Consider the following 12,960-nt stretch of genomic DNA (forward strand, 5'->3'; position numbering starts at 1 on the left):
ACGAGCGGGTGGCGGTCGCCGCGGCGACCGTGCACCGGGACGGCGCGCGCGGTGACCAACTGGTCGGATACGTGGTCCCGGTCGACGGCGCAGACGTCGATGTCGCGGAGGTGCTGGCGGACACGGCACGACACCTGCCCCGGGCACTCGTGCCCGCGGCGGTGATCGTGCTCGAGTCGATCCCGATGACACCGGCAGGAAAGGTCGACCGGCGTTCGCTGCCCGCACCCGAGTTCGGCTCCGGTGCGGCCGAATACCGAGAACCGTCCACCGGGTCCGAGCATGCGGTGGCCGCCGCCTACACCGAGGTGCTCGGCGCCGACCGGGTCGGCGCCGACGACGACTTCTTCGCGATCGGCGGCAACTCGCTGTCCGCCACCCGCGTCGTCGCCCGGATCAACGCCGACCTCGGCATCACCCTCGGCGTCCGCGACCTGTTCGAGGCACCCACCGTCGCGGGCCTCGCCACCCGCGCCGCGGCCGCGGCGGCCGCCCCGTCCCGGCCCGCGCTCGTCGCCGGGCCACGCCCGGACCGGATCCCGTTGTCGGCAGCGCAATCCCGAATGTGGTTCCTCAACCGATTCGACACCACCTCCGCCGCGTACAACATCCCGTTCGCGGTCCGGCTGACCGGTGGGCTGGACACCGGCGCGCTCCAGGCGGCGGTGCGCGACGTGCTGGCCCGGCACGAGTCGCTGCGCACGGTGTTCCCCGACGCCGCGGACGGCCCGCACCAGGTGGTGTTGCCCGCCGACCGGGTGCGCCTCGACCTCGACCCGGTGGACGTCGCGGAGTCCGACGTGGCCGCGGCGGTGGTCGCCGTCCTCGGCGCGGGCTTCGACGTCGCGGCCAACGTCCCGATCCGCGGGCGCCTGCTCCGCGTCGCCGCCGACGACCACGTGCTGCTGCTGTCGGTGCACCACATCGCCACCGACGGATTCTCGGCAGGCCCGCTCGCCAGGGACGTCGTCGTCGCCTACGAGGCCCGCCGGAACGGCACGGCCCCGGCCGTTGCGCCGCTGCCCGTGCAGTACGCCGACTTCACGCTGTGGCAGCGGGACGTGCTCGGGTCCGAGGACGACCCCGACTCGACGGTGTCCCGGCAGATCGCCCACTGGCGACGGGTGCTGGCCGGGCTGCCCGAGGTAATCGACCTGCCGACGGACCGCCCGCGCCCGGACACCCGGACCGGGCACGGCGACCGCGTCCACTTCACCATCGGTGCCGACCTCGCGACCCGGCTGCGGGACCACGCCGCCGAGCGCGGGGTGACGGTCTTCATGGTCGTGCACGCCGCCCTCGCGGTGCTGCTGAGCCGAATGACGGGCGGCACCGACATTGCGGTCGGCACCCCCATCGCGGGCCGCGGCGAGCGGGCCCTCGACGACCTCGTTGGCATGTTCGTCGGCACCCTCGTGCTGCGGACCGACATCGCTCCGGGCCGCTCGTTCCGGGACGTGCTGACCGAGGTGCGGGACGCCGACCTCGCGGCCTTCTCCAACGCCGACCTGCCGTTCGAGCGGCTGGTGGAGATCCTGGCACCGGTCCGCTCAAGTGCGTTCACCCCGCTGTTCCAGGTGATGCTCTCGTTCGAGCACTTCGGATCGACGCCGTTCGAACTGCCGGGCCTGACCCTCACCCCGCTCCAATCCGATGTCGTGACAGCGAAGTTCGACCTGGCGGTCACGGTGTCGGAGAGCGCGGACGCCGACGGTGCGCTCCCCGCCGCCATCACCTACGCGACCGACCTGTTCGACCGCGTCACCATCGAAACCCTCGCGGCCCGCTTCGTTCGGGTCCTCGACTCCGCGTTAACGACGCCGCACGCCGCGGTCGGGGACATCGAGATCCTCGACGCCGACGAGCGGGTGACGCTGCCGGTGCGCGCGGGAGCCGATGCGCCAGCCACCGCGCTGCTGCCCGACCTGCTGACGGCCGGTGTCGGTGTCGGAGACGTCGCGGTGGTGTACGACGGCGGTGGCTCGTCGTACGCCGAACTGTCGTACCCGGACCTCGACGCTCGGTCGAATCGGTTGGCGCGGGCGCTGATCGACCGCGGAGCCGGGCCCGAACAGGCGGTCGCCGTTGCCCTGCCGCGGTCGGTGGAGTCGATCATCGCCCTGTGGGCGGTCGCCAAGACCGGCGCCGCGTACGTGCCCGTCGACCCCGCCTACCCGGCCGAACGAATCGCGCACATGATCACCGATTCCGGTGTGCGGCTGGGTATCACCGATGAGGTCGGGACGGCGGCACTGCCCGCAGGAGTCGACTGGGTGACCCCCGGCCACGCCGATCCGTTCACGGCAGAGCCGGTGACCGACGCCGAGCGCACGACAGCGTTGCGTCCCGACCACGCGGCGTACGTGATCTACACATCCGGATCGACGGGCGTGCCGAAGGGCGTCGTCGTCACCCACACCGGGCTGGCCGCCTTCACCGCCACGGCCCGCCCCGAGCTCGGCGCCACCGCGGCCTCCCGGGTGCTGCGGTTGTCGTCGGCGAGCTTCGACGCGTCCATGTTCGAGATGATCCACGCCTTCAGCGCGGGCGCCGCGATGGTGGTCGCGCCGCCCGACGTGATAGGCGGCGCGGAACTCACGGACCTGCTGGCACGCGAACGCGTCACCCACATCCTCACCGCGCCAGCCGCGCTCGGCACCGTCGACGCGGACCGGCTTCCCGAGTTGGCGACGGTCATCGTCGGTGGTGACGTGTGCCCGCCGATGCTGGTCGAACAGTTCGTCGGCGACGGAGCAGGGGTGCGTCGCCGCTTCTTCAACAGCTACGGGCCGACCGAGACGACAATCGTCATCACGATCGGCGACGACCTGCACCCGGCCACCCGTCCGAAGCAGAACGTTCCGAGCGGCTCGCCGCGGCGTATCCCGATCGGCTCGCCGATCCAGGGCGCCGAGGTGATGGTCCTCGACACCCGGCTGCGGCCGGTGCCGGTCGGGGTGACGGGTGAGCTGTACCTGTCGGGCGCGGCGCTGGCCAGGGGATATCACCGACGCGGCGCGCTGACCGCGGAACGGTTCGTCGCGAACCCCTACCGCGACAACGGTTCCCGCATGTACCGCACCGGCGACCTGGTGCGGCTCGGAGCGGACGGCCTGCTGGACTACGTCGGCCGGGCCGACGCGCAGGTGAAGGTGCGCGGGCTGCGGGTCGAACTCGGTGAGGTCGAGGCCGCGCTGACCCGGCACCCGGCGGTCGCGGTCGCCGCGGCCACCGTGCACCGGCACCCCACGCTCGGTGACCAGCTGGTCGGGTACGTGGTCCCGGTCGTCGACGCGGTGGCCGAGGCCGCCGCCGTGCTGGCCGAGGCGGCGCGGCACCTGCCGCGGGCACTGGTGCCGTCGGCGGTCGTGGTGCTGGACACGATCCCGACCACACCCGCCGGGAAGATGGACCGCCGGGCACTGCCCGCACCGGAGTTCGGGTCCGGCGCGGCGGACTACCGCGAACCGGTCGGCGCCACCGAGCTGCTCGTCGCGGCCGTCTACGCCGAACTGCTCGGGCTGGAGCGGGTCGGCGCCGACGACGACTTCTTCGCCGTCGGCGGCAACTCGCTGACCGCAACGCGTCTCGTCGCCCGGGTCAACGAGGCGGTCGGTGCGGGAATCGGGGTTCGGGACGTGTTCGAGGCGGCCACCGTCGCCGCGCTCGCGCTGCGCGTCGAGAACTCGACCGGATCGGCGCTCCCCGCGCTCGTCGCGCGCCCGCGTCCGGCGCGGATCCCGCTCTCGCTCGCGCAGTCCCGGATGTGGTTCCTCAACCGCTTCGACCCGGAGTCGGCCGCCTACAACATCCCGGTCGCCATCCGGCTCGACGGCGACCTCGATGTCGCGGCGCTGCGGGCCGCGGTCGACGACGTACTCGACCGGCACGAGTCGCTGCGGACGGTGTACCCGGAGGACGGGGACGGCCCCGTCCAGGTGATCGTGCCCGCGACCGAGGTCGGTCTCGACCTCACACCGGTGGAGGTGACCGAGGCCGAGCTGACCGCGCGGATGTTCGACGTGCTCGGTCGGGGCTTCGACGTGACCACCGCGGTACCGGTCCGCGGCCGGCTGCTCCGCACCGCGCCGGACGCCTTCGTGCTGGTGCTGGCGATCCACCACATCAGCGGCGACGGCTTCTCCGTCGGACCGCTCGCCCGTGACGTCGTCGTCGCCTACGAGTCACGACGGCGTGGAGCCGCTCCCGGGTGGGAGCCGCTGCCCGTGCAGTACGCCGACTTCGCGCTGTGGCAGCGGGAGGTGCTCGGGTCCGAGGACGACCCCGACTCGGCGGTGTCCCGGCAGATCTCCTTCTGGCGCCAGGCACTGGCCGGACAGCCCGACCTGCTCGAACTACCCTCGGATCGGCCGCGGCCCGCGGTCGCGTCGACCGCTGGTGGGAAGGTCGGCTTCGACATCGACGCCGACACCCACCGGCTGCTGGCCGACCTGGCCGCCAGCGCGAGTGCCTCACTGTTCATGGTGGTGCACGCCGCGTTCGCGACCTTCCTTGCGCGAATGTCCGGCACCGACGACATTGCGGTGGGCACCCCGATCGCGGGGCGCGGCGGGCACGCCCTCGACGGGATGGTCGGCATGTTCGTGAACACCTTGGTGTTTCGGTCCGCGATCCGTCCGGGGTGGGCGTTCGACGAAGTTCTCGCTCGGGTCCGGGAGGCGGACCTGGCGGCGATGGGCAACGCGGACGTGCCGTTCGAGCGACTGGTGGAGGTCGTCAATCCGGTGCGGTCGACCGCCCGGCACCCGCTGTTCCAGATCGGGTTCTCCTTCCAGAACCAGGAAGCGGCGAGCCTGGAGCTTCCCGGCCTCACCGTCAGCGGAGTGGACTACACCTCCAACCTCACACAGTTCGATCTGCACCTCGTTGCCACCGACCGGTACGGCACGTCCGGTGAGCCGCTCGGCATGTCGGCGGCGTTCACCTATTCCGCGGCGCTGTTCGACGAGGCCACCGTGCGCACCCTCGCCGACCGGTTCGGTCGGCTCGTCGCGGCCGTCGCCGCCGACCCGTCGACGACCGTCGGTGACATCGACCTGTTGGACGGCAGCGAACGTGACCTGATGCTCGTGGACTGGAACGACACCGGCCGCCCGCTCCCCGCGGATCGCACCCTGGTGGATCTGTTCGACGAGCAGGTCGCTCGCACACCCGACCACCCGGCACTGGTGTTCGAGGACCACCGGCTCACCTACGTCGAGTTCGACGCTCGTGTGAACCGGCTTGCGCGGCACCTGATCTCGCTGGGTGTCGGTCCGGAGTCGTCGGTTGCCCTTGCGATGCGCCGCTCGATCGACCTGGTGGTCGGCATGTACGCGACGGCGAAGGCGGGCGGCGCCTACGTGCCGATCGACCCCGATCATCCCGCCGACCGGATCGGGCACATCCTCGCCACCGCGGCACCGGTGTGCGTGCTCACCACCTCGGTCGATCGGGTCGCCGTGCGTGGCGTCGCACCCGTGCTCGACATCGACGACCTCGACCTGTCGGGATACCCGGACACGCCGATCGAGGCGGCGGAACGTCGGGCGCCGCTGCGCGGTGCCAACACCGCCTACGTGATCTTCACGTCCGGGTCGACCGGAACTCCGAAGGGCGTCGCCGTCGGGCACGCCGCGATCGTCAACCAGTTGCTCTGGAAGCAAGCAGAATTCGGACTCAATTCGACCGACTCGGCCTTGCTCAAGACCGCCGCGACCTTCGACCTGTCGGTGTGGGAATTCTGGTCCGCGCTCACCTCGGGTGGATGCCTCGTCGTCGCGGCCGCGGACGGGCACCGCGACCCGGACCACCTGCTCGAGCTGATCGAGGAGGAGGGCGTCACCACCCTGCACACCGTGCCGTCGATGCTGTCGATGTTGCTCGCAGCGGCGGGCGGCACGCTGCCGTCGTCGCTGCGGCGGGTGCTGGCGATCGGCGAGGCCCTCCCCGCGGAGACCGCACGCGAGTTCCGGGCAGGCAACCGAGCCGAGCTGGTCAACCTGTACGGGCCAACCGAGGCCGCGGTCAGCGTCACCGCGCACCGGACGAGCGACGAGGACGGCGTCACCATCCCGATCGGCGTGCCGGAGTGGAACACCCGGACCTACGTCCTCGACGAGCGGCTGCGGCCCGTCCCCGTCGGTGTCCGTGGCGAGCTGTACCTGGCCGGTACGCAGCTCGCCCGCGGCTACCACGGTCGGGTCGGTCTGACCGCGGACCGGTTCGTCGCGAACCCCTTCGGCGATGCCAGCGAACGGATGTATCGGACCGGCGACGTCGCCGCGTGGCGTGCCGACGGTCGCATCGAGTACCTGGGCCGGTCCGACTTCCAGGTGAAGGTACGTGGCTTCCGCATCGAGCTCGGCGAAATCGAGGCGGCGCTGCGCCGGTGCCCCGGTGTCGACGCGGCGGCCGTCGCCGCGGTCGACGACCCGACGCTCGGCGGTCGTCTGGTCGCCTACGTGGTACCAAACCCGGGGACCGACCTCGATCCCTCCGGAGTGCGCTCCGCACTCGGTCGGGAGCTGCCCAGCTACATGGTGCCTGCGGTGATCGTCCCCCTCGACGCGCTGCCGCTTGGCGTCACCGGCAAACTCGATCGGAAGGCGTTGCCGGACCCGGTCTTCACACCGACCGAATACCGCAGGCCGGGGACGGACGGGGAACGCGCGGTGGCATCGGTGTTCGAGGAACTGCTCGGTGTGCAGCGGGTCGGTGCCGACGACAACTTCTTCGAACTCGGCGGCAACTCGATGGTGGCGGTGCGCGTCGTGACCCGGCTCAGGGAGCTGACGGGAGCGGAGGTGTCGCTGCAGCTGCTCATGACGGACCCCACCCCGGCGTCCATCGCGGCGCGCATGGCGGCCGGTCACGGCGATGCGGAGTCCGCGCTGCAGGTGCTCTACCCGATCCGCACCGCTGGCACCGATAGCCCGCTGTTCTGCATCCATCCGATCGTCGGATTGTCCTGGTGCTACACCGGTCTCGCGCAGCACCTCGACGCCTCGCGGCCGGTCTACGGGATTCAGTCGCCGGCGATCGTGGCGGACGGAGACGCGCCAGCCTCGCTCGACGAGCTCGCCGCGCGGTACGTCGCCGAGATCCGGCGGATCCAACCGTCGGGCCCGTACCACCTGCTGGGGTGGTCGCTCGGCGGGGTCCTCGCACACGCGATGGCGGTGCAGTTGCAGCAGGTCGGGGAGCGGGTGGAGTCGCTGACCATGCTCGACAGCATCGCCGAGCGGATCGAGCGGACCGAACCGGCCGCGCCGGTCGGTGCCGCAGATCTGTTGGCGGGACTCGGATTCGACGGGCAGCTTCCCGCGGGCCTGGACACCCTGTCCGCGGAGGCCCTCACCGAGGCGGCGTCGACGCTGCTGCCCGCAATCGGTGGACCGCTCTCGGTCTTGACTGCCGAGCACGTTCAGCGGATGATCGCGAGCGCCCAACACAATTCCGACCTCATGGAGCGTCATCGGCCGGGAGTGTTCGCGGGCGATCTGCTGTACTTCACCGCGGCACTGGATGATTCCACGGGATCACGAGGTGCCCGGACGTGGCGTCCGTTCGTCAGCGGAGGCATCGAGAACCATCAGGTCGAGAGCACGCACTGGCACATGACCGTGCCCGCGTCCCTCGACACGATCGGCCCGGTGACGCGGGCGCACCTCGCCGTCGCCGACGGTGGGCCCGGAGCCTCGACGAGAAACGGACACTGACGTATGCGGTCCAGTTGGACGATCCTGCCCGCCCTGGTCGCTGCGGTGGCGCTGACCCCGCTCGGCGTAGCCGCCGCGGGTGCCGCCCCCGCCCCCGCCGCCGCCACCGAGGCGGCGGGGGAGTCCACGCAGGCTGGCCGGCTCGACCGCATCGAGAAGATCGACGACACGCGGTGGAACGTCTTCGTGTACGCGCCGTCGATGGACGAGGTGGTGGAGTTCCAGGTGCTGCGCCCGGCCGACACCAGCGCCCCCCGGCCGACGCTGTACCTGCTCAACGGGGCCGGGGGCGGCGAGGACGGGGCGAACTGGATCGGGCAGACCGACATCGAGGACTTCTTCGCGGACAAGAACGTGAACGTGGCGATCCCGGTTGGCGGCTACATCAGCTACTACACCGACTGGCGACGCGACGACCCGAAGCTCGGCCGCAACCAGTGGCAGACGTTCCTCACCGAGGAGGCGCCGCCGGTCCTCGACGCGGCGCTCGGCGCCAACGGGGTCAACGCGATCGGCGGTCTGTCGATGTCCGCGAGCTCGGTCCTCGACCTCGCCATCCAAGCCCCCGGCCTGTACCGCGGGGTCGCCTCGTACAGCGGCTGCGCGATGACCAGCGACCCGATCGGGCAGGCGATGGTGCGGGCCGTCGTCGAGGTCGCAGGCCGGGGCGACACCCGGAACATGTGGGGTCCGCCCGGCGACCCGGAATGGGTCCGGCACGATCCGTACGTCAACGCCGACAAGCTCCGCGGGCTCGAGCTGTTCGTCTCCAGCGGCACCGGGCTGCCCGGCGAGTTCGAACGTCCCGAGGCGCCGCGGCCCGCGCTGTCGCCGCCGCTGCCGGACCAGATCGTCGTCGGCGGGGCGATTGAGGCCGCCGCCAACTACTGCACCCACCGGCTGGTGGCGCGCCTCGGTGAGCTCGGCATTCCCGTCGACACCGACCTGCAGCCGACCGGAACCCACTCGTGGGGGTACTGGCAGGACACGCTGCGCCGGTCGTGGCCGACGCTGGCCCGCGCGCTCGGCGTCGACGAGGCGTAGCCGTCAGGCCTCGGCGGGCAGGGCTGTGTCGTCAGGCCTCGGCGGGCCGCGCTGCCGCCCTTGCGTCGCGGGCCGCGGACGTCGCGGGGTGCACCGCGATCAGGCCCAACCCGGCCCGTCGCCTGCAGTGCCGCACCAACTCCGCGTACGCCGGGGCCCCGAGAAGCTCGGTCAGCTCCGGGCCGTACGACTGCCACACCGGCCGGGTGCCGACGTGCGCGTCCGGCGACCCCGAGCAGTACCAGTGCAGGTCCGCGCCGCCCTCACCCCAGCCGCGCCGGTCGTACTCGGTGAGCGTGGTCCGCAGGATCTGCTCGCCGTCCGGCCGGTCCACCCACTCCTGCGTGCGCCGAATCGGCAACTGCCAGCACACGTCCGGCTTCACCTCGAGCGGCTCGATGCCCTCGCGCACCGCCATGATGTGGAACGCGCACCCGAGACCGCCCTCGAAGCCGGGGCGGTTCAGGAAGATGCACGCACCCTTGTGCCTGCGGGTCCGCAGTGCCGGTTCGTCGTCGAGGTCGTCCTCCTCGACGTAGCCCTTCTTGCCGAGGCCCTTCTCCATGAACTGCCAGTCGGCTGGCGTGAGCATGCTCACGCAGCGGTCCAGCTTCTCGCGGTCCTCCTCGTCGGAGAGGAAGGCGCCGTGCGAGCAGCAGCCGTCGTCGGGCCTGCCCTCGATGATCCCCTGGCAGGCCGGGGTGCCGAACACGCAGGTCCACCGGGAAAGAAGCCAGGTCAGGTCGGCGGCGATGAGGTGGTCGGGATTCGCCGGGTCGATGAACTCGATCCACTCGCGGGGGAAGTCGAGGTCCACCTCCGGAGTGGGCGTCATCTTCGCGGTGTTCGGGGCGGCGCCTGCTGTCACAGTGCCAGACGGTAGACCCAGTACCGTGGTCACGTGCGGTTAGGGGTACTCGACGTCGGAAGCAACACCGTCCACCTTCTGGTGGTCGATGCGCACAGGGGTGCGCATCCCACCCCGATGAGTTCGACCAAGGCGACGCTGCGGCTCGCGGAAAACACCGACGCGGCGGGCGACATCACCGTCGGCGGCGCCGACCGGCTGGTCGCGGCCGTCGGCGACTTCGCGTCGATCGCGGCCACGTCCGGGTGCGGCGAGCTGATGGCGTTCGCGACGTCCGCGGTCCGGGACGCCAACAACTCCGAGGCGGTGCTCGCCAGGGTGCGGGCCGAGACCGGGGTGAACCTGGAGGTGCTGTCCGGGGTCGACGAGGCCCGGCTGACCTTCCTCGCGGTGCGCCGCTGGTACGGATGGAGCGCGGGCCGCATCCTGAACTTCGACATCGGCGGCGGGTCCCTCGAGATGACCGCGGGCGGGGACGAGGACCCGGACGTCGCGTTCTCGCTGCAGCTCGGCGCGGGGCGACTGACCAGGGACTGGTTGCAGTCCGACCCGCCGGGTAAGCGTCGGGTCGCGGTGCTGCGGGACTGGCTCGACGCGGAACTGGTTGAGCCGGCCAAGGCGCTGCGCGCCGCGGGCTCCCCCGACCGCGTGGTCGGCACGTCCAAGACGTTCCGGTCGCTGGCGCGACTCACCGGGGCCGCGCCCTCCGCCGCGGGCCCCCGGGTCCGGAGGACACTGACCGCGAGCGGGCTGCGCCAGCTGATCGCGTTCATCTCGCGGATGACGACGTCGGACCGCGCGGAGCTGGAGGGTGTGAGCGCGGACCGGTCACAACAGATCGTGGCAGGCGCACTGATTGCGGAGGCGAGCATGCGGGCACTGTCGGTGGACGAGCTGGAGATCTGTCCGTGGGCGCTGCGGGAGGGTCTGATCCTGCGCAAACTGGACACGGATATGGGCGGCGAACTGGTGGTGGCGCGATGAGTGGCAAGCCCGAGGACACCGGGCAGATCTCCGTCGCGGAGCTGCTCGCCCGCAACGGTCAGCAGGTCGAGTCGCGGGGCGGGCGGCGGCGCCGCGGCGCAGCAGGCGGGATCAGTGTTGCCGAACTGACCGGTGAACTGCCGGTGGTGTCGGACGCGGATGTCCGGCCCCGCAACCGGCGCGCCGCACCCGACCCGGACGACGACATCGCAGGCGCCTCCGGTGCCGGTGCGGTCCCTGCCGCCCCGGCCCCGCGCCCGGAGGCCCCGGACCCGATCCCGTCGGTCAGCACGACTCCGGAGGTAACGCCGCCGTCGCTGCCCGTCGCGCCCGGCGTCCCCGCCGAGGTCGATCACACCCAGGCGATCCCGGCGCTGCGGCGGGCGGTGCTCGCGAAGGCGGACGCGGACCGCAAGGCCGCGGCCGACCGGTCCGCGCAGGACAGCGCATTGTCGACCGCGGCCCCGGCCGCGACGGTGCCCCCGACGGTGTCGGGGCCGATCCCCTCGCCAGCACCGGCCGCCGCCAGCACCGCAACCCCGGCGCCCGCGTCGGCGGTCGAGAAGACGACCGTCGTCGACGCCGTGACGCCAGCCGCGGGCGGCTCGGTCGCCAGCGGTTCGGTGCCGTCGGCGGGCCTCGGCTCCGAGTCGCCGGCCGAGAAGACCACGGTGGTGCCCGCGGCGAGCACGGGGCGCCGGTTCCGGCCGGAGCCGGAGCCGGAGGCGCCCGACGCGTCGGCCGGGTCGAAGGCCAAGCCCTACACGGGGACGCCCACCGTCCGCGAGCCCGCGCTGCTGTCCGGCTCGAGCCTCGAGGCGGACCTGCTGCGTCAGGCCCGCAGTGCCCGCACCGAGTCGCTCGACGAGGCGCGGGCGCTGGTGCACACCACGGGCGAGTTCCCGCGGGTCACGGACACGCCGGGGGCCGCCGAGGCCACCGATGTGACGGTGGCGCCTGCCGCGAAGCCGGCAGGACGCGACGACACCGGCCCCGCCCCCGCGGTTGACGACGAGGACGACGGCCCTGCGGAGCAGGCGAGCACCACCCGCGGCGGCGCGCTCCGCCAGTGGGCAGTGCTCGTTGGGCAGGCCGTCGTCGCGATCGTCGCGGGCGCGCTGCTGTTCAAGGGCTTCGAGAAGCTGTGGGAATCGCTGCCGTGGGTGGCGCTGGTACTGGCCGTGCTGGTGATCGCCGGGCTGGTCGCGGTGGTCCGCATCCTGCGTCAGACCGAGGATCTGCTGAGCCTGCTGATCGCGGTGATCGTCGGCGTATTCGTGACGATCGGCCCCCTCGTGTTCGTGCTCAGTTCGAGCTGACGGTGGCGGCGGGAAGCGGCGGTCCGGTGGACCGGGCGGCGGGCCGGGGTCACCGGATCCTGGTGGGTCTGTCGACGGCGTCGGTGTACCCGCAGAACACGGAGGCGGCGTTCGAGTACGCCGCCGAACTCGGCTACGACGGTGTCGAGCTGATGGTGTGGGCGGAGACGGCCAGTCAGGACCTGGCCACCGTCACGCGGATGGTCCGGAAGTACGCGGTCCCGGTGCTGGCCGTGCACGCGCCGTGCCTGTTGATCTCGCAGCGGGTGTGGGGCGCGGACCCGGTCGCCAAGCTGGAACGGTCGGTGCGGGCCGCGGAGGCCCTCGGCGCGCGGACCGTCGTCGTGCACCCGCCGTTCCGGTGGCAACGCCGGTACGCGGACGGGTTCGCCGATCAGGTGCACGACCTCGAGCAGCGCAGTGATGTCGCGGTCGCCGTGGAGAACATGTTCCCGATGCGCGCCGACCGATTCTGGGGCGCGAAGTCGAAGTCGGCCGAGCGGCTGGAGAAGCGGGGCGGTCCGGGACCCGGCGTGTCCGCGTTCGCGCCGTCCTACGACCCGACCGATGTCGGGCACGCGCACTACACTCTTGACCTCTCGCACACCGCGACCGCCGGGATGGACGCGGCCGCGCTCGCGAGCCGGATGGGGGAGGGCCTGACCCACCTGCACCTGGCCGATGGCCGCGGTGCGTCCGCGGACGAGCACCTGATCCCGGGGCACGGCAGCCAGCCCTGCGCGCAGATGTGCCGGTCGCTGGCCGCGTCCGCGTTCGACGGGCACGTGGTGCTCGAGATCAACACGCAGAACGCGCGCACCAGGGCCGAACGCAGGTCGATGTTGGCGCAGTCGCTGGCGTTCGCCCGCGAGTACCTCGCGAGATAGCCGCTGCCGCGGACCGTGGGGGGATTTGTACCCCGGGGGGGGGTAGTTGAAGCGCCGGGGCCGCAAGGGCGAGCCCCAGCCCTTGCTTGGTGTTGAGCAGATGAGCCGGGGGGAGGGGCGGCCCACCACCCGCCCGG

Annotated in this window: 6 protein-coding genes (1 of these 6 running past the window's edge); 5 read left to right on the forward strand and 1 reads right to left on the reverse strand. The window is 72.1% G+C overall.

The annotated features are described in order from the left end of the window. Positions 1–7,721: the 3' end of a non-ribosomal peptide synthase/polyketide synthase gene (locus ACFWPA_RS06965; RefSeq protein ID WP_378569902.1), read on the forward strand. It extends 19,939 nt beyond the left edge of the window; the window shows 7,721 of its 27,660 coding nt (coding positions 19,940–27,660); its start codon lies off the left edge, out of view; it ends in the stop codon at positions 7,719–7,721. 3 nt (positions 7,722–7,724) lie between these two features. Continuing rightward, positions 7,725–8,765 carry an alpha/beta hydrolase gene (locus tag ACFWPA_RS06970; RefSeq protein WP_378506204.1) on the forward strand — a complete coding sequence of 347 codons (1,041 nt, stop codon included), beginning with the start codon at positions 7,725–7,727 and terminating at the stop codon, positions 8,763–8,765. A 31-nt stretch (positions 8,766–8,796) separates the two neighbouring features. Here the strand turns inward: ACFWPA_RS06970 and ACFWPA_RS06975 are convergent, their stop codons facing one another. After that, entirely contained in the window at positions 8,797–9,600 is an 804-nt protein-coding gene (locus ACFWPA_RS06975) for a hypothetical protein (RefSeq protein ID WP_378569926.1), read from the reverse strand. Between the two features lie 66 nt (positions 9,601–9,666). Here ACFWPA_RS06975 and ACFWPA_RS06980 point away from each other — a divergent pair, with 66 nt between their 5' ends. The 3 genes from ACFWPA_RS06980 to ACFWPA_RS06990 all read left to right on the forward strand — a co-directional run bounded on the left by ACFWPA_RS06980 (position 9,667) and on the right by ACFWPA_RS06990 (position 12,823). After that, entirely contained in the window at positions 9,667–10,617 is a 951-nt protein-coding gene (locus ACFWPA_RS06980; protein WP_378569903.1) for a hypothetical protein, read from the forward strand. Beyond that, entirely contained in the window at positions 10,614–11,936 is a 1,323-nt protein-coding gene (locus tag ACFWPA_RS06985) for a hypothetical protein (protein WP_378569904.1), read from the forward strand. The genes ACFWPA_RS06980 and ACFWPA_RS06985 overlap by 4 nt, the downstream gene beginning before the upstream one ends. Positions 11,937–11,998: 62 nt before the next feature. Continuing rightward, positions 11,999–12,823: a sugar phosphate isomerase/epimerase family protein gene (locus ACFWPA_RS06990; protein WP_378569927.1), complete on the forward strand. Its 825-nt coding sequence runs from the start codon at positions 11,999–12,001 to the stop codon at positions 12,821–12,823. The last annotated feature ends 137 nt before the right edge of the window (positions 12,824–12,960 follow it).

The sequence above is a fragment of the Rhodococcus sp. NPDC058505 genome (assembly GCF_042720095.1).
Classification (GTDB): domain Bacteria; phylum Actinomycetota; class Actinomycetes; order Mycobacteriales; family Mycobacteriaceae; genus Rhodococcus_G.

What these genes read in the sequence shown, in the direction of transcription:
- ACFWPA_RS06970 (WP_378506204.1), top strand. Translation starts at nt 7,725, where the DNA reads ATGCGGTCCAGTTGGACGATCCTGCCCGCCCTGGTCGCTGCGGTGGCG.
- ACFWPA_RS06975 (WP_378569926.1), bottom strand. Translation starts at nt 9,600, where the DNA reads ATGACGCCCACTCCGGAGGTGGACCTCGACTTCCCCCGCGAGTGGATC.
- ACFWPA_RS06985 (WP_378569904.1), top strand. Translation starts at nt 10,614, where the DNA reads ATGAGTGGCAAGCCCGAGGACACCGGGCAGATCTCCGTCGCGGAGCTG.